Genomic DNA, 17,481 nt, shown 5'->3' with positions numbered 1-17,481 from the left:
CGGTCAAGCGCGAGGACGAACAGGCCTTCGCCCTGGCCAATGGCAGCAACCTGATGTTCTGCGAGGATGCCGCGCGCCGCATCCAACGCGCGCTGGATGTGGACAAGGACATCGTGGATTTCCATGTGCGTCTGGAACATCAGGAAAGCTTGCATCCGCATGATGCGGTGGCCTATGCCAGTAAGGGCGTAATGGGCGGTTACGGTGATTCACGCACTTGAGTTTGCTTACGGAACACGGGCAGCGGCTATGATGCCTGCGATGTTCTTGCGGGAGTTTTCATGAAGATTCGCTACGGGGCATGGCTGATTGCCCTACTGGGTGTGGCTGGCTGCAGTTGGATACCGCACTTTGGCAAGCACAAAGCGTCGGAACCACAACAGCAAATGCTGATGAAATCACTGGGTGGCGAAGTCGATTACGACCTCGTGCATACCTTGCCACCGGATGCCTATCTGGAAGTGACGCTGTCCGAGGTCAGTCCGGACACGCGAGTCATCGCCACGGATCGTATAGCCCCCATAGGGCCGTCGCCGGTCTCGTTCGTGTTGAGTTATGAACCCGCCGATCTGAGTGCCGGTACGGACTTCGCGGTCGCGGCCCGGATCAAGCAGGGGAACCATACGCTGGCATCCACCGACGTCCCCGTCCGAGTACTGGGCAGTTCCGGCAATAACGGTCCAGTACGCGTGGTAGTTTCCGAGTTGAAGTAAGCGTCTGGCGTTTTGCGTTTTATCGGTCAAATGCCAAACGTTCGCCGCGCACGTTTTCGTCCACGCGTGATCCATCCCATACCCGTTGTCCGTTGACGAAGGTTCCAACGATCGAGCTGCTGAAGGTGAAACCCTCGAATGGGGACCATCCGCATTTCGAGAGGACTTCCTCGCGCCGTACGGTATGGGGCTTGCGGGGATCGACCAGCACCAGGTCGGCAGCATAACCTTCGCGAAGAAAACCGCGCTGATGGACATCAAACAACGTGGCGGGTGCATGGCAAACCGCTTCCACGATACGTTCCAGTGTCAGCTTTCCTTCGGTGACGCGCTGCAAGGCGGCTTGCAGCGCGAATTGAACCAGCGGCAATCCGGAGGGGGCTTTGTCATAAACCTGTGCTTTTTCCTCCAGCAGATGCGGTGCATGATCGGTCGCCAGCACGTCGATACGGCTTTCGGCCAGTGCTTGAGTGATTGCCTCGCGGTCCGTCGCCGTCTTGATGGCGGGATTGCATTTGATGAGGAATCCCAGGCGTTCGTAGTCGGCGTCGCTGAAGTGCAGGAAATGCACGCAGGTCTCGGCCGTGATCTTCTTGCCCTTGATCGGACCAGGCTGGAACAACGCCAGTTCGTCGGCGGTGGAAATGTGCAGCACATGCAGGCGCGTACCGTGCTTGCGGGCCAGCGAGATGGCAAGTCGGGTCGACTTGATGCAGGCCTCGCGCGAGCGGATCAGGGGATGCTCGCGGGCGGGGATGTTTTCCCCGTATTTTTCGCGTGCTTTGGCATGTAACGCATCGATCATCGGGGTGTCTTCGCAATGCGTGATGATCGGTGTGGGTGCTTCACGGAAGATCCCGTCCAGTGTCTCCGGATTGTCGACCAGCATGTTGCCGGTGGACGCCCCCATAAACACCTTGATGCCCGGCGCAGCCTTCGGATCGAGTGCCCGGATAGCCTCCAGGTTGTCATTGCTGGCGCCTAGGTAGAACGCATAATTCACTGCAGAGGTTTCTGCGGCACGACTGTATTTGGCTTCGAGCGAGTCGCGGTCGAGCGCAGGGGGCCTGGTGTTGGGCATTTCCATGAAGCTGGTGATGCCGCCGGCCGCACAGGCGCGCGATTCGTGCGTGATATCGGCTTTGTGCGTGAGCCCCGGTTCGCGAAAGTGCACCTGATCGTCGATCATGCCCGGCAACAGCCATAGCCCCGAAGCGTCAATGACTTGTTCGCCTGCGCGGGGACTGAGGCGCTCGCCAATGGTCTCGATGCGTCCGTGTTTCACGCGCAGATCGGCATGGAAACGACGCCCTTCGTTGACCAGTTCGGCGTTCTGGATCAGCCAATCGTTAGACATGTAGGACTCCTAGAAGAAAATGGCAGGACATGTGCGTAAAGGAAGCAGGGTACATGTGTAGGCCGCTTCAATGGTTGCTTCCCCCTACATCTCGCTCGGCAGCGGGCATGCGGCATCGGCAGAAGTGAACGTGCTCCGGGACAGGATCATGTCCCCCCGAACAGAGGGGCTGACAGCGCAATATCCGCCATCCTGCCAAGAGGCTGCCGCGCCACGGACCGAAACGGGAGATCGCAATCCGTGCATAATCCGAGCAACTGGGGTAAAAGCGACAACGCTGCCCTAGCAGCGGGCTCACGAAGCGCTTGTAGAGGTCGAGCAGGGAAATAATCAATCGGCTCACAGCATTCACATTGCCGAGCTGCTTACGACAGCTGAGGGTGCAAGTATTCCAGAAGGACGGTTGCCGGTGTTGAGGGTATTGGGCTATAACACCCGGCCGCCACGGCCAAAATGGTGAAGGTAAATGGCGAAAACCACCCGTAATCCGACCGCCGCCAAAAAAGCTCCTAAGGGAAAGGCAGCGGGCAAGAGCAGTGCAGCCAAGGCCGGCAAGGCCAAGGCGGCTGCTAGCAAGTCCGTGAAGAAAACCGCTCCTGCCAAGAAGCCTGCGGCAAAACAAGCGCCGGTCAAGGCAGCAGCCAAAAAGGCGCCTGCCAAGAAGGCGGTGGCAAAGCATGTCGCCAAGCCGGCCGCCAAACCGCAGCCGAAGAAGGCGGCCCCGCCGCCGCCGGCCGCCAAGCCAGCGCCGCGGAAGCCGGAGCCAAAGCCGGCTGCGCCCAAGAAGGCGGTGGAAAAAACCGTCGCCAAGCCGGCGCCAACACCGGCTGCGGCCAAGGCGCCTGCCGTTCCGAAAACATCGGCTGCACAAATTGCAACATCGCAACCCGTATCATCAGCGACCTCCCGCCTTGCCGAGGGCAGGGTGGCCAGCGCCGTCGGGCCGACCGCTCAGCGCGTAGCGAACGCCGCCGCGCATGAATCCTCTACCAAGAAACAGAAGACCACGCAGTCCTCAATGAATAGCACCGCGACAACTCTCGACAATGGCGTGACCCGTGAAGACGGCCGCTACGCCCTGCCCATCACGACCAACATCGACTTGCCAGAAGGCTATCGCCCTTCCCCGAACGAGGAGTACATGAATCCTCGTCATCTCGCATACTTCCGCAACAAGCTCAGGGTGTGGCGTGAACAGCTGGTCGAAGAGTCCCGCCAGACCATGGAGAACCTGCGTGACGAAGTGCGCGATGTCGGCGATGAGGCCGAACGCGCCACTCGTGAGACGGAGAATTCGCTGGAGCTGCGCACGCGCGACCGTTATCGCAAGCTGATCTCCAAGATCGACAAGGCGCTGCGTCGCATCGAAGAGGGGCGCTATGGCTATTGCGAAGAAACGGACGAGGAAATTGGCCTGGAGCGTCTCGACGCCCGTCCCATCGCCACGTTGTCGCTGGACGCGCAGGAACGCCGCGAGCATCTGCAAAAACAGATGGGTGACTGATATCCGTAGCGGCCGAACAAGCAAAGCCCCGCCAGTTCATTGGCGGGGCTTTTTTGTTGAATATCATTCACCGCTTCGTGATTTTGCGGGCGCTACTTTTCCAGCTCGGCAGCGGCATAAGCCCTGAGCTTGGTCAGCATCGCCGCCAAGCCGTTCGAGCGCGTCGGCGAAAGATGCTTGGCAAGACCGATTTGCTGGATGAAAGCCGGTTCCGTGGCAACGATCTCCGCCGCCGGACGGTCCGAATACACGCGCAATACCAAGGCAATCAATCCTGAGACAATGGCCGAGTCGCTGGCCGCATCGAAGTGCATGGCCGAGGCGTTGCCACTGGGTACCAGCCACACCATCGACTGGCAGCCGTGGACACGGTAACCCTCGGTTTTCCATTCGTCCGGAAATGAGGGGAGCTGCTTACCGAGGTCGATCAAGTATTGATAGCGCTCAGTCCAGTCGCCGAAGAAGGCGAACTCGTCGGCGATATCCTGTTGCGCCTGAGCGGCGCTGGCGGTGGCGATCGTATTCATGTTGCCATTATCGCGCGATCCGGCTTACTGGGCCCGAACCGGAGCATGCGAGGGGATTAATGCTTTGCCACGCTCCAGCGTGTCCCCTGGGCGCTATCTTCGATGGTCACCCCCATGGTTGTCAGTTCGTTGCGGATCGCATCGGCTCGCGCAAAGTCGCGTGCCGTACGCGCTGCCCGCCGTTCTTCCAGCAATGCCTCCACATGCGCTGAATCGACTGCGTTGCCACGTGCCTGCTTGAACCACGTCTCTGGGTCGTCCTGCAGTAATCCGAGCACTGCACCGCCACCGAGCAAGGCAGACTTGGCCGCCAGACTGGGCGTTTGTCTAGCCGCATCGGCAAGTACCGCCAGTTCAGCCAGGGCCTGCGGCGTATTCAGATCATCGCAAAGCGCGGCTTCAAGCGATTCGGGCACGGGTAGCGGCTTGGTCGTGTCGATGGCGATGTCGCCAAGATCGCGCAGCACGCGATACCACCCATCCAGCGTACTGATAGCCTGGACGATGGCTGCGTCGGACCAATCCAGTGGCTGACGGTAGTGACCGCGCATGAGTAGCAAGCGCAAAGCTTCCGGTGGATGCATGCCGAGCAGTTCATGCACCTGCAGCACGTTGCCGAGCGACTTGGACATCTTGCGCCCTTCAAAAGTCAGCATGCCGTTGTGCATCCACCAGCGCGCGAACACTTTGCCGCCATGGGCGCAGGTTGATTGAGCAATTTCATTTTCGTGATGAGGAAACTGCAGATCCACGCCACCAGCATGGATGTCGATGGTTTCTCCCAGATGCGCTGCGCTCATGGCCGAGCATTCAATATGCCAGCCCGGCCGACCGCGGCCCCACGGACTTGCCCAGCCGGGAAGCTCGGGGCTGGAGGGCTTCCATAAGACGAAGTCGGTGGGATTTCTCTTATACGGTGCGACTTCCACCCGCGCGCCCGCGATCAGTTCATCGGTATCACGGCCGGACAAGGCACCATAAGCCGAGTAGGACGCTACGTCGAACAAAACGTGGCCTTCCGCTTCATACGCGTGTCCGCTGCGTATCAAGGTCTCGATCATGGCGATAATGGGGCCGATATGCGCCGTGGCAAAAGGCTCGACATCAGGCGGCGCAATGCCGAGCTTCGCCATGTCTTCACGATAAGCCTGCGTGAACTGGCGGGTGATGGCGCCGATGGGCACCCCCTGTTCGAGGGCGGCGGCGTTGATCTTGTCGTCCACATCGGTGATGTTGCGAGCATAGATGACGCACGGATAATGCCGGCGCAGCAGCTTGACCAGGATGTCGAAGACGACCGGGCCACGTGCATTACCGATATGCACGTAGCTATAGACGGTGGGGCCGCACAGGTACATCGTCACCCGGTTCGGATCGATTGGCGAAAAAGGCTCGATACGACGGCTGAGGCTGTTGTAGAGCGAAATCGGCATGGGTGTTTCCGCGGCGGGCCTAGTAAGGTCGACAAGTCCGCCATCTTATCAAGGTCTTGCGGATGAGCTGTGCCGAACCGCCCGGAAATTTCGGAAAGCGGCGCCGAAATAGGCGCTAAATTACGCTTGTTCTAAGCGTGGATTCAGCGTGAATTTGCTGCAATTTCAGCATGCGCAGAGAAGCGTCCTTATGCCCCCTGGTGGAGGTTGTCGATGAATAAAAAAATGATGTTGATCCCCATGCTCATGTTGACTGTGATGTCGACGGGGGTCATGGCGCAGCAGGGCGGTTATCCGCCCCCGCCTCCGCCGCCCGGCGCCGGTGGAGCTCCCGATAATGCACATTACGCGTGGGCAGACGTGCTGCGGGTCGATCCGGTCTATGGTGTTGCGCGCACCGCAACGCCCTCGCAACAGTGCTACAACCAGCAAGTTGTGCAGCAGACGCCTAGCAATAAGGGTCTCGGCACCGTCCTGGGGGCAGTGGTCGGCGGCGTCCTGGGCAGCACCATCGGCCATGGCCGGGGCAACACGGCCGCCACCGTGGGGGGAGCCGTAGTCGGTGGCGCGGTTGGCAATTCCGTGGCCAGTGGCGGCCAGACTTATACGAGCGACCAGACGGTCTGCCAGCCGGTCACTCAAGTCAGCGAGCAGCGCCAAATCATTGGCTACGACGTGGAGTACCGCTACCACGGTGATGTGTATATGTCGCGACTCAGCTACGATCCGGGCGAACGCCTGCGGGTCCGGGTGAGCGTGTCCCCAGCGGACTGATCGGACCGTCTGCGAAACCAAAAGGCGACCGCGCCGATGGCACGGTCGCCTTTATCTTTGTATCCCCGGAACTTTCTGTTGCACGGCAGCGAAATTCCAGTCATGATTCGGATTCGATCACCCGGACCTTCCATGTCTTCAGCCGTCTATACCGCTACCGTGCTCACCAGCGCCCGCATGGCCGCTGGTATGACGTCGCGTGCGCGCCGACCGCTGGACCGACATTCGGCCGGGTAGGCTGTCGCCACATTGCATGTGTAATACGACGACGAAACCCGGCCCCTGCGCCGGGTTTTTTGCTTTTCTGACTGGAGTCAATGATGTCGCTTCGTCACTTCCTTACCACCCAGGACTACAGCCGCGCCGAAATCGATGCATTGCTTGAACAGGCCGCTGCATTCAAGCGTTCGCCGCGTGGCCAACAGCTCGCCGGCAAATCGGTAGCGCTGCTGTTTTTCAATCCCTCGATGCGTACGCGCACGAGTTTCGAACTGGGTGCGTTCCATCTCGGCGGTCACGCCATCGTCCTTTCGCCGGGCAAAGATGCATGGCCGATCGAGTTCCGGCCTGGCGTCGTGATGGACGGCGAGGCCGAAGAGCACATCGCGGAAGTGGCGCGCGTGTTGAGTCGATACGTCGATCTGATCGCGGTACGCGCGTTCCCGAAGTTTCAGGATTGGTCAGTTGATCGGGAAGATAGCGTGATCAAGGCTTTCGCCCAGTATGCGACCGTGCCGGTTATCAATATGGAAACCATCACGCATCCTTGTCAGGAATTGGCGCACGCGTTGGCGTTGAAGGAACGCTTCGGCGATCTGACGGGCCGCAAATACGTGCTTACCTGGACGTATCACCCCAAGCCCCTCAATACGGCAGTTGCCAATTCTGCGCTGCTTATCGCCACCAAGATGGGCATGAACGTGACGTTGCTCTGTCCCACGCCGGATTACGTGCTCGATGAGCGCTACATGGCCTATGGCGCCGAGAACGCCAAGGAAAACGGCGGTTCGCTCACGGTCAGTCACGATATCGAAGAAGCTTATCGCGGCGCCGACGTGGTGTATGCCAAGAGCTGGGGCGCACTGCCGTTCTTCGGGCGCTGGGAGGCCGAAAAACCCGTCCGCGATGCGAACAAGCACTTCATTGTGGACGAAGCGAAGATGGCGCTGACCAACAACGGCGTTTTCAGCCATTGTTTGCCATTGCGCAGAAACATCAAGGCGACGGATGCGGTGATGGATTCACCGGCCTGCATCGCCATTGATGAAGCCGAAAACCGGCTGCATGTGCAGAAGGCCGTGATGGCCTCATTGATCGCACAGCGCTGATTTCCTCCTGGACGAGCCATGTACTTGCCCACTTCCTTTCACGAAACGCGGATCGACGTACTGCACGCGCTGATTCGCGATTATCCGTTCGGCACCGTCGTCACACACGGCGCCGAGGGATTGGCTGCGAATCATCTTCCCTTTGAGCGGGTAGGCGATGCGTCATTGCATGGGCATGTAGCGACCGGTAATGAGCTGGCGAATGCTGATGGTGCGCAAGTGCTGGTTATTTTCCAGGCGGCGGATAGCTACATCAGCCCGAACTGGTATCCGAGCAAGCACGAATCCGGCCGCGTAGTTCCCACCTGGAATTACGCAGTGGTCCATGTGCATGGACGTCTAAGAGTGGTGCGCGACGCGATATGGCTGCGTCGGTTGCTGGAACGGCTTACTGCACGTCACGAAGCATCACAGCCCAAGCCATGGCATATCGATGACGCACCCGCGGACTACATCGAGAAAATGCTGCAGGGGATCGCGGGCATTGAGATCGCGATCGAGCGTATCGAGGGCAAGTTCAAGCTAAGCCAGAATCATCCCGGCGCGAACCGTGCAGGGGTTGTACAAGGGCTGTCCGAACGAGCCGGTCAGCGCGATGCCGAAATGATGGCGCTGATGCAGCAAGCCGAGGATCGTCGAGATGGGGAATAAGCAGCACCGCTATCCCATTGAAGTCGTGTGGACCGGCAACCGTGGCGAAGGCACTAAAACCTATCAAGCCTATGGTCGGGAGCACGAGATACGCATTGCCGGCAAACCGGTCATTGCTGCTTCCTCCGATCCGGCTTTTCGCGGTGACGCAGGGCGGCACAATCCGGAAGAGTTGCTGGTCGCTGCATTGTCGAGCTGCCACATGCTCTGGTACCTGCACCTGGCGGGTGTCGCGGGCGTTATTGTCACCGGTTATATCGATGAGGCTGTCGGCACGATGGTGGAGCATGCCGATGGTGGGCGCTTTACCGAAGTCGTGCTGCGGCCATGTGTCACGATCGGTGCGAACAGCGATGCCGAGCTTGCTACGCGCGTGCATGGCGAAGCCCATCACGCCTGTTTCATTGCCAACTCCGTCAATTTCCCGGTGCGTTGCGAACCCCGCACTGTCATTGAATCCGTGTAAACAACCTTTCTTTTGGATCTCGCATCATGAGCAAAGATATCGTTCTGGCTTTCTCCGGTGGTCTCGACACCAGCTTCTGCATTCCCTATCTGCAGGAACGCGGCTGGGCCGTGCATACCGTGTTCGCCGATACCGGTGGTGTCGATGCCGAGGAGCGTGCTTATATCGAAGCGCGCGCCAAGGAACTGAACGCAGCCAGCCACGTCACAGTCGATGGCGGTCCGGCCATCTGGAACGGTTTCGTCAAGCCGTTCGTGTGGGCTGGCGAGGGGTACCAAGGGCAGTACCCGCTGCTGGTGTCCGACCGTTATCTGATTGTGGACGCTGCTCTCCAGCGTTGCGCCGAACTCGGCACCAAGGTGATTGCGCACGGCTGCACCGGCATGGGTAACGATCAGGTGCGTTTCGATCTTGCCGTCAAGGCGCAGGGCGATTACGAGATCGTGGCGCCGATCCGCGAGATCCAGAAAGAACACACGGAAGTGCGTGCTTATGAGCAGAAATACCTGGAGCAGAAAGGTTTTGGTGTGCGCGCCAAGCAAAAGGCCTACACCATCAATGAAAACCTGCTCGGCGTCACCATGTCCGGTGGCGAGATCGATCGTTGGCAAGCGCCGGGTGAAGGCGCGGTGGGTTGGTGCAAGCCACGTTCCGAATGGCCGTCCAAACCGCTGCGCCTGACGATCACTTTCGTCAACGGCGAAGCCGTAGCGCTGGATGGCGAAAAAATCGAAGGACACAAGCTGCTTGCCAAGCTCAATGGCTTGCTGGCGCAGTACGGTGTGGGCCGTGGCCTTTACACCGGCGACACCACCATTGGCCTCAAGGGCCGCATCATTTTCGAAGCACCGGGCCTCACCGCGCTGCTCGTCGCCCATCGTGCCTTGGAAGAAGCCGTGCTCACCAAGCAACAGAACCGCTTCAAGCCGGACGTGGCGCGCAAGTGGGTGGAATTGGTTTATGAGGGCTTTTTCCACGATCCCTTGAAGACCGACCTGGAGGCTTTCCTTGCGTCCAGCCAGTCGACCGTCAACGGCGACATTACGCTGGAAACGTCGGGCGGGCTGGTAACCGCGGTAGCGATCGAGTCGAAGCATATCCTCAACGCCAAGGGTGCCACCTACGCGCAGGCGGCTGACTGGGGCGTGGCCGAAGCGGAGGGCTTTATCAAGCTGTTCGGCATGAGCAGCACCTTATGGGCCGAGGTCAACCGATGAGCACAGGCCTTGGCACGCAACGATCCGGCTTGGACAGTGCCGCGTTGCTGGATGCGACGCTTGAGCATTTGCGCGCATTGGTTTCATTCGACACGCGCAATCCGCCGCGTGCGATCGGCACCGGCGGCATCTTCGACTACTTGCGCGAACGATTACCTGGCTTCACCGTGGACGTCGCCGATCACGGTGCGGGTGCGGTGACGCTTTATGCCGTGCGTGGCGCGCCAAAGTATCTGTTCAACGTGCATCTGGATACCGTGCCGGATTCACCGCATTGGTCGCGCGATCCGCACGTACTGGAAGTCGCCGAAGATCGTGCGATCGGCCTGGGTGCTTGCGACATCAAAGGCGCCGCTGCCGCACTGGTTGCCGTGGCGAACGCGAGCGAGGGCGACATGGCCTTGCTCTTCTCCACCGACGAAGAGGCCAATGATCCGCGCTGTATCGCCGCTTTTCTCAAGGGGAACCACCCTTATGAAGCGGTGATCGTGGCAGAACCCACGCGCGGCGAAGCGGTGCTTGCGCATCGCGGCATTCATTCGGTGCAGATGCGCTTCAGCGGGCAGGCCGGTCACGCCTCGGGCGAAATCAAAGCCAGTGACAGCGCCGTGCATCAAGCCATTCGTTGGGGCGCCGCCGCGCTGGATCATGTAGACAGCCTGGCGCATGAACGCTTCGGCGGCCTGACCGGGCTGCGCTTCAACATCGGTCGCGTGGAAGGTGGCATCAAGGCGAACATGATCGCGCCGACAGCCGATGTGCGCTTCGGTTTTCGACCGTTGCCAAGCATGAATCCGGATCATTTGCTGGAGAACTTCCGCACCCTGGTGCAGCCTCAACCGGTGGCCTATGAGGAACTGTTCCGCGGCGTGTCGCTACCCGCGGGCGACGTGTCCACGGCCGAGGCGCGTCGTCTTGCCGCCCGCGACATCGCTGATGATCTGGGCATTCCGGTAGGCAATGCCGTGAACTTCTGGACAGAGGCGGCACTGTTTTCCGAAGCCGGCTACATCTCATTCGTCTATGGCCCCGGCGATATCGCGCAAGCGCATACCGCCGACGAATGGGTGGCCTTGGATCAATTGCAAACGTACGCAGAGAACATCTACGAGATCGTGAACCGTGGAAGCCCATAAGAACACTCGCCAGACCATTGTGCGCCTGCTTTCCGCGATGGGCAGCGCCAAGGAAATCCAACAATACCTGAAGCGGTTTTCACAGCTGGATGCCAAGCGTTTTGCCGTCGTCAAAGTCGGTGGCGCGGTGTTGCGCGACGAACTCTCGGACCTGACATCCTCGCTCACCTTTTTGCAGCAGGTGGGCCTCACGCCCATCGTGCTGCATGGCGCCGGTCCCCAGCTTGACGAAGAGTTGCAAGCCGCCGGCATCACCAAGCAGACCGTCAACGGTCTGCGCGTGACCTCGGCCAAGGCGCTGGGCATCGTGCGGCGTGTATTCCAGCAACAGAACCTGCGTCTGGTCGAAGCCTTGCAGGCGATGGATACACGCGCTACCTCGGTGCCATCCGGCGTGTTCATGTCCAGCTATCTGGATAAAGACGTCTACGGCATGGTCGGCAAGGTGGACAGTATCAATCTGGCGCCGATCGAAGCGAGTTTGCGCGCGGGTTCCATTCCCGTCATCGCCAGCCTTGGCGAAACGGACGAGGGCCAATTCCTCAACATCAACGCCGACTTCGCCGCCAACGAGCTGGTACGCGTGCTTCAGCCCTACAAGATCGTTTTTCTTACCGGCACCGGCGGATTGCTCGATGATGAAGGCCGCATCATCGACTCGATCAACCTCAGCACCGAATTCGATCATCTGATGGCGCAACCGTGGATCAATGGCGGCATGCGCGTGAAGATCGAGCAGATTGCCGACCTGCTGCAGAGCCTGCCGCTGACGTCCTCGGTATCGATCACGCGCCCTTCCGAGCTGGCCAAGGAGCTGTTCACGCACAAGGGGTCCGGTACGCTGGTCCGGCGCGGTGAAAAAGTGTTCCGTTTCGAAAGCTGGGAAGGTATAGACCAGGCGCGCATGCGCTCGCTGATCGAATCCAGCTTCGGTCGCAAGCTGGTCGACGATTACTTCGAACGCACCAAACCTTATCGCATCTACGTCAGCGAGAACTATCGTGCCGCAATGATTCTGACCGACGAGGATGGCCTGATCTATCTCGACAAATTCGCCGTGCTCGACGATGCGCAAGGCGAAGGCCTCGGGCGTGCCGTGTGGCTGGTAATGCGCGAAGAAAATCCCAGCCTGTTCTGGCGTTCACGGCACGGCAATCAGATCAATCACTTCTACTATGCCGAGTCAGATGGCTGCTACAAGCAGGAACGCTGGAAAGTGTTCTGGTACGGCCTGGACGGCTTTGCAACGATTGCGCGCTGTGTCGAACACTGCGCCGTGCGTCAACCCACCCTGATAGATTGAGCAGTCATGGCACTCTCTAAAAAACGCATTGGCATCGTCGGCGCACGCGGGCACACCGGCGCGGAATTGATCCGCCTGGTTGCAGCCCATCCTTCGCTGGAACTGGCTTATGTGTCATCACGCGAATTGAACGGCCAGCGTGTCGACGCATACGTTCCGGCTTACCAAGGCGATTTGCACTACAGCTCGCCCGAGCATGAAGCGTTGCCGGAGCTGGATGCCGATGTCGTCGTGCTGGCGTTGCCCAATGGCAAGGCCGCGGCCTGCGTCGCAGCGTTTGATGCGGCAGGCAAGGATCCGGTGGTCGTGGATCTGTCAGCGGATTATCGCTTCGATCCTTCCTGGTATTACGGCTTGCCGGAACTTACGCGTGACAAGTGGCGCGGCGAGAAGCGCATCAGCAATCCCGGATGCTATGCCACGGCGATCCAGCTCTCCATCGCGCCGCTGAAGGATCTTCTGGCTGCGCCGCCAGTGTGTTTCGGCGTATCGGGTTATTCAGGCGCAGGCACCACGCCATCCGATCGGAACGATCCGGAAAAACTTCGCAACAACCTGATGCCTTACTCGCTCACCGGACACACACACGAGAAGGAGGCAAGCCGCCATCTCGGCATCCCGGTGGAGTTCATGCCGCATGTCGCGCCGCATTTCCGCGGGCTGACAGTGACCACCAATCTCTATCTTGCACGCCCACTGAAACGTGAAGACGTGATGACGCACTTTCAGCAGGCTTACGGCGGCGAAAAGCTCGTGCACGTGATCGACGAGGCACCCTGGGTCAGCAACATTGCCGACAAACACTATGTCGAGATTGGCGGTTTTGCCCTGTCTGCCGACGGCAAGCGTGTTGTTGTGGTCGCCACCCTGGATAACCTGCTGAAGGGGGCTGCCACGCAAGCGATGCAGAACATCAACCGGGCGATTGACGTGGACGAATACACGTCGATTCCCGTCTGATTACGAGTACACCTTATGACCGACCTTCTTTGGCAAAAAGCCGGCGTTGAAACCAACGCTAAAATCATGAAGTTTCTCGCAGGTGACGATGTACTGCTGGATCGCGAGTTTTTCCTGCATGACATCACTGCCAGCAAAGCGCACGTGGAAGGGCTGGCCAACATCGGCGTGATCAGCAGCACGGAGCAGGATGATCTCAAGCGTGAGCTTGAGGTCCTTGCTGAGGATTTCCGTGCCGGCCGTTTCGTACTCGATGATCGGTACGAGGATGGCCACTCCGCCATCGAGGCGCGCCTGACCGAACGTCTGGGCGATGCCGGCCGGCGCGTGCATACCGGCCGCAGTCGCAACGACCAGATCCTGGTTGCCACGCGCTTATGGCTGAAAGAAAAGCTCGCTTTGCTCGAAACCCATTGCCGCGCGATTGCCGAGGCGTGCTTGCAACGCGCCGCGCAGCCGGCCGTCCCGTTGCCCGGTTATACCCATTTGCAGCGCGCAGTGGTGTCTTCCACTGCCATGTGGTTTGCCGGCTTTGCGGAGGGATTCATCGACAATGCCTGGCGCGCAAAGCAGACCGCCGCATGGGTCGACGCCAATCCGCTCGGTACGGCAGCGGGCTATGGCGTGAATCTGCCGTTGGACCGCGTGCATACCACGCAAGCGTTGGGTTTCGGACGGATGCAGGTGTCGCCCATCTATGCGCAGCTTTCGCGTGGCAAGTTCGAGATGGCGGTGATGGAAGCGCTCAGCAGCGCCATGCTGGATGCGCGTCGCCTGGCATGGGATCTATCGCTGTTCACCACAGCCGAATTCAATTTTGTTTCGCTGCCCGCGGCATACACCACGGGCAGCTCCATCATGCCCAACAAACGCAATCCGGATGTGGTCGAACTGTTGCGCGCCTCCTATGCGACAGTGGCGGCCTCGCGTTGCGAGATCGAACAACTGTTGTCGCTGCCCTCCGGTTACCAGCGCGATCTGCAATTCTCCAAGGGGTCGTTGTTCCACGGCGTCACTCATGGCCTTGCTGCGTTGGAGCTGCTGCCGGATTTGCTTGCACGCATGCAGTGGAACGAAGCGGCCATGCGTGCCGCCATCGAACCGGCGATGTATGCGACAGACGTGGCAATCGAACAGGCTGCCGCGGGGGTGCCTTTCCGCGATGCGTATCGTGCCGCGGCACAAGCAGCGGCTGACGCAGGAGAGGGGCGCACGCCCGAATCAAGCCTGGCAGCGCGTACATCGGCAGGGGCAGGCAACGATTTGCAGCTCGACCTTTTACGGCAACGCCTCGACAGCCTCTCGTCATAGCACGTTGACATGGCCACCGTCAGCATCGCCAACGCCGAGCATTATCACTGGGGACAGTCTTGCGAGGGCTGGCATCTGCTGGCACTGGACGATCTCAGCGTGATCGAGGAACGCATGCCGCCCGGCACATTCGAGCAGCGGCATCGTCATGCGCGTGCCCGTCAGTTCTTCTATGTGCTGGAAGGCGAAGCCACGATTGAGCTGGAAGGCGCCGTGCATCGCTTGCAGCGTGGCGAGGGCCTGCACGTGCCACCGGGCAGCGCGCACCAGGTACGCAATGATGGTGCGTTCGACATTCGTTTCGTGGTGGTGTCGTCACCGAAGAGCCATGGCGATCGAAACGCCGCACCGCTGGATGGCACGCTCTCATGACGGACATCCCGTTGCCTGAGCATGTCTTGCCGCCGTGGCGGCGTGCGGTACTCAAGGTCGGCAGCAATTTGCTCGCTGCCGATGGTGGTGGCCTTACCAGGCGTTATGCGCAGGCGTTGGCCGCTTTCATGACGGCCAGTCATCAGGCGGGACGTGACGTGGTGCTGGTGTCATCGGGGGCTGTCGCGGCGGGGCGTGCGCTCTTGCGCGAACGGACTGCGCCCGGTTCCGATCTGGTGGCCAGGCAAGGGCTTGCCGCGTTGGGGCAGGCACCGATGATTGCATTGTGGCAGAGCTTGTCGGAGCGACCGGTCGCACAGGTGTTGTTGACGCATGACGACCTGCGCAATCGGCGTCGTTATCTCAACGCGCGTGCCACCTTGCGCGAATTGCTTACGCTTGGCGTGCTGCCGGTGGTGAATGAAAACGACACCGTGGCGGTGGACGAGCTCAAGCTGGGCGATAACGACAATCTCGCCGCGATTGTGGCTGCATTGGTCGACGCGGACCTGCTGCTGATTGCCTCGGACGTCGATGCGCTCTACAACGCCGATCCACGCCGTGATCCGCATGCCAAACCTATCGGTCACGTACCGCAATTGACGGCTGAGATCATCGCGATGGCCGGCGGCAGCAGCACGAGTGTGGGTACGGGCGGCATGCATACCAAACTGCAGGCAGCGGAAAAGGCGGCGGTGGCGGGTATCCCTACCGCGTTGTTCAGCGGACGCGATACCACCACCTTGAAGATGCTCGAACAAGGCCGTTTGCGTGGCAGCTTGATTGACGTATCCGGCAGCCGCATGCAGGCGCGCAAATACTGGTTACGTCATGCCCCGGCTGGTAGCGGACGTATTCGCGTCGATGCGGGGGCCGTGCGTGCCTTGATCGGTGGCCGTGCATCACTGCTGCCCGGTGGCATGCTTGATGTGACGGGTGAATTTCATCGTGGCGACCTGGTGGAAATCGTCGACATCCACGACCGGCCGGTGGCACGAGGACTATGCCAATATGGGGCAGCGGAAGCGCGACGGCTGGCCGGACGCCACAGCCGGGAAATCGTTTCCGTACTTGGCTACAGCTATGGCACGGAAATCGTGCATCGCGACGATCTGGCCACGCTGGCGGACCCTGAAACAGCGGGAGAGTAGGAAGCATGAGCGAGATTCGTACTCTGGCGTTGGCATGCAAGGATGCTGCGCAAGTCATGTTCGCGCTCGACACCGATACCAAGCGCAAACTGCTGCAAGACATGGCGGCTGCCTTGGAGACGCAAGGTGACGACATCCTCGCGGCCAATGCACGGGATGTGCAGCAGGCGGGCGCGAAAGGCATTCAGGGCGCACTCCTGGATCGCCTGCGGCTGGACGAATCGCGCATAACAGCGATTGCCAATGCCGTGCGCGAGATCGCGACCTTGCCCGATCCCGTCGGGCTGGTCACGCGCCACGAGACACGACCGAACGGTCTTGAAGTAGAGCGCGTGCGTATCCCGCTGGGCGTGATTGCGATGATCTATGAGGCACGCCCCAACGTCACGGCCGACGCAGCAGCCTTGTGCCTGATGGCAGGCAATGCCGTGATCCTGCGTGGCGGTTCCGAAGCGTTGCACTCTAATGTTGCAATCGCTTCCGCGCTTCGCGGCGCCCTGGAAAAACACGATATTCCCGCCGCGGCCTTGACCTTGGTCGAAGATCTGCGCCGCGAAACGATGGTCGAACTGTTGCAACTCAGCGATCTGATCGACCTGGCCATCCCGCGCGGTGGCGAAGGACTGATCCGTTTCGTCGCCGAGCACGCACGTGTGCCGGTCATCAAACACTACAAGGGTGTCTGCCATCTCTACGTCGATGCGTCGGTGGACGAAGCATTGGCGTTGAACCTGTTGGTCGACGGCAAGACATCGCGTCCCGGTGTGTGCAACGCGCTGGAAACCCTGCTCGTGCATCGCGACATCGCCTCGTCGTTTCTGCCAAAGGCGGCGTCGGCGCTGCAGGAGCGTGGCGTGGAGCTGCGTGGCTGCGAACGTTCGCGCGCTATCGTTGAAGGCATGCGCGCGGCAACCGACGAGGATTACGCGGCGGAATTCCTGGATCTGATTCTTGCCGTGCGCGTGGTGGATGATCTCGGCATGGCCATCGGCCATATCCAGCGCTTTGGTTCCGATCACACCGAAGTCATCGCCACGCGGGATGACGGGGCCGCGCGTCGCTTTGTGCAGGCCATCCGCTCGGCGGTGGTGGTGGTCAATGCGTCGTCGCGCTTTTCCGATGGCGGCGAGCTAGGACTCGGTGCCGAAATCGGCATTTCCACCACGCGCTTGCATGCCTACGGTCCGATGGGAGCGGAAGCGCTGACGGTGGAGCGCTTTATCGTGCGGGGTGACGGTCAAGTGCGTCACCCGCAGAGCCGGTTGTAGGCGGGCCATG

19 protein-coding genes are annotated in these 17,481 nt (G+C 60.3%); 15 read left to right on the top strand and 4 right to left on the bottom strand.

The features are described from left to right. On the top strand, window positions 1–221 hold a 221-nt coding region (locus AC4HNJ_RS11450), incomplete at its 5' end, for a GTP cyclohydrolase, FolE2/MptA family (protein WP_490479694.1). A 60-nt stretch (window positions 222–281) separates the two neighbouring features. Next, the gene (locus tag AC4HNJ_RS11445) at window positions 282–713 is read left to right on the top strand and encodes a YbaY family lipoprotein (RefSeq protein WP_490479693.1); all 432 of its coding nucleotides are present in this window, start codon (window positions 282–284) and stop codon (window positions 711–713) included. Between the two features lie 19 nt (window positions 714–732). Here the strand turns inward: AC4HNJ_RS11445 and AC4HNJ_RS11440 are convergent, their stop codons facing one another. Beyond that, on the bottom strand, window positions 733–2,070 hold the full coding sequence (locus AC4HNJ_RS11440) for a dihydroorotase (RefSeq protein WP_490479692.1): 1,338 nt from the start codon (window positions 2,068–2,070) through the stop codon (window positions 733–735). Between the two features lie 67 nt (window positions 2,071–2,137). After that, on the bottom strand, window positions 2,138–2,368 hold the full coding sequence (gene yidD, locus AC4HNJ_RS11435) for a membrane protein insertion efficiency factor YidD (protein WP_490479709.1): 231 nt from the start codon (window positions 2,366–2,368) through the stop codon (window positions 2,138–2,140). A 168-nt stretch (window positions 2,369–2,536) separates the two neighbouring features. On the opposite strand from yidD, the gene dksA reads away from it, so the two are divergent. Continuing rightward, window positions 2,537–3,574, top strand: coding sequence for an RNA polymerase-binding protein DksA (gene dksA / locus AC4HNJ_RS11430; RefSeq protein ID WP_490479691.1), 1,038 nt, complete (start codon window positions 2,537–2,539; stop codon window positions 3,572–3,574). 92 nt (window positions 3,575–3,666) lie between these two features. Here dksA and AC4HNJ_RS11425 read toward each other — a convergent pair whose 3' ends face one another. Beyond that, entirely contained in the window at window positions 3,667–4,101 is a 435-nt protein-coding gene (locus AC4HNJ_RS11425) for a SufE family protein (protein WP_490479690.1), read from the bottom strand. Window positions 4,102–4,157: 56 nt separating this feature from the next. Further along, window positions 4,158–5,534: a cysteine--tRNA ligase gene (gene cysS, locus AC4HNJ_RS11420; protein ID WP_490479689.1), complete on the bottom strand. Its 1,377-nt coding sequence runs from the start codon at window positions 5,532–5,534 to the stop codon at window positions 4,158–4,160. A gap of 213 nt (window positions 5,535–5,747) precedes the next feature. On the opposite strand from cysS, the gene AC4HNJ_RS11415 reads away from it, so the two are divergent. From AC4HNJ_RS11415 to AC4HNJ_RS11360, 12 genes are all read left to right on the top strand, one after another. After that, window positions 5,748–6,308 carry a glycine zipper 2TM domain-containing protein gene (locus tag AC4HNJ_RS11415; protein ID WP_490479688.1) on the top strand — a complete coding sequence of 187 codons (561 nt, stop codon included), beginning with the start codon at window positions 5,748–5,750 and terminating at the stop codon, window positions 6,306–6,308. Window positions 6,309–6,628: 320 nt separating this feature from the next. Beyond that, window positions 6,629–7,636: an N-acetylornithine carbamoyltransferase gene (locus AC4HNJ_RS11410; RefSeq protein WP_490479687.1), complete on the top strand. Its 1,008-nt coding sequence runs from the start codon at window positions 6,629–6,631 to the stop codon at window positions 7,634–7,636. An 18-nt stretch (window positions 7,637–7,654) separates the two neighbouring features. Continuing rightward, complete coding sequence (locus AC4HNJ_RS11405) at window positions 7,655–8,287, top strand: FMN-binding negative transcriptional regulator (RefSeq protein WP_490479686.1); 633 nt, start codon at window positions 7,655–7,657, stop codon at window positions 8,285–8,287. Further along, window positions 8,277–8,753 (top strand): OsmC family protein, encoded by a 477-nt coding sequence (locus AC4HNJ_RS11400; RefSeq protein ID WP_490479685.1) that lies wholly within the window; start codon window positions 8,277–8,279, stop codon window positions 8,751–8,753. Before AC4HNJ_RS11405 ends, AC4HNJ_RS11400 begins: the two co-directional genes overlap by 11 nt. Before the next feature lie 23 nt (window positions 8,754–8,776). Next, the gene (locus tag AC4HNJ_RS11395) at window positions 8,777–9,970 is read left to right on the top strand and encodes an argininosuccinate synthase (RefSeq protein WP_490479708.1); all 1,194 of its coding nucleotides are present in this window, start codon (window positions 8,777–8,779) and stop codon (window positions 9,968–9,970) included. Then, the gene (locus tag AC4HNJ_RS11390; RefSeq protein WP_490479684.1) at window positions 9,967–11,106 is read left to right on the top strand and encodes an acetylornithine deacetylase; all 1,140 of its coding nucleotides are present in this window, start codon (window positions 9,967–9,969) and stop codon (window positions 11,104–11,106) included. The genes AC4HNJ_RS11395 and AC4HNJ_RS11390 overlap by 4 nt, the downstream gene beginning before the upstream one ends. A gap of 37 nt (window positions 11,107–11,143) precedes the next feature. Beyond that, entirely contained in the window at window positions 11,144–12,409 is a 1,266-nt protein-coding gene (locus AC4HNJ_RS11385) for an acetylglutamate kinase (protein ID WP_490479707.1), read from the top strand. 6 nt (window positions 12,410–12,415) lie between these two features. Continuing rightward, window positions 12,416–13,369, top strand: coding sequence for an N-acetyl-gamma-glutamyl-phosphate reductase (gene argC / locus AC4HNJ_RS11380; RefSeq protein ID WP_490479683.1), 954 nt, complete (start codon window positions 12,416–12,418; stop codon window positions 13,367–13,369). 15 nt (window positions 13,370–13,384) lie between these two features. After that, window positions 13,385–14,680 (top strand): argininosuccinate lyase, encoded by a 1,296-nt coding sequence (argH, locus tag AC4HNJ_RS11375; protein ID WP_490479682.1) that lies wholly within the window; start codon window positions 13,385–13,387, stop codon window positions 14,678–14,680. Between the two features lie 9 nt (window positions 14,681–14,689). Further along, window positions 14,690–15,052 (top strand): cupin domain-containing protein, encoded by a 363-nt coding sequence (locus AC4HNJ_RS11370; protein ID WP_490479681.1) that lies wholly within the window; start codon window positions 14,690–14,692, stop codon window positions 15,050–15,052. Then, a complete protein-coding gene (proB, locus tag AC4HNJ_RS11365) occupies window positions 15,049–16,203 on the top strand; it encodes a glutamate 5-kinase (RefSeq protein ID WP_490479680.1) in 1,155 nt (384 codons plus the stop codon). The genes AC4HNJ_RS11370 and proB overlap by 4 nt, the downstream gene beginning before the upstream one ends. 5 nt (window positions 16,204–16,208) lie before the next feature. Then, on the top strand, window positions 16,209–17,471 hold the full coding sequence (locus tag AC4HNJ_RS11360; protein ID WP_490479679.1) for a glutamate-5-semialdehyde dehydrogenase: 1,263 nt from the start codon (window positions 16,209–16,211) through the stop codon (window positions 17,469–17,471). Window positions 17,472–17,481: the final 10 nt, after the last annotated feature.

The sequence above is a fragment of the Dyella sp. SYSU CM1112 genome (genome assembly GCF_058216415.1).
Note: the sequence above shows the minus strand (reverse complement) of the source record. Positions and strands in the feature narration are given on the sequence as shown.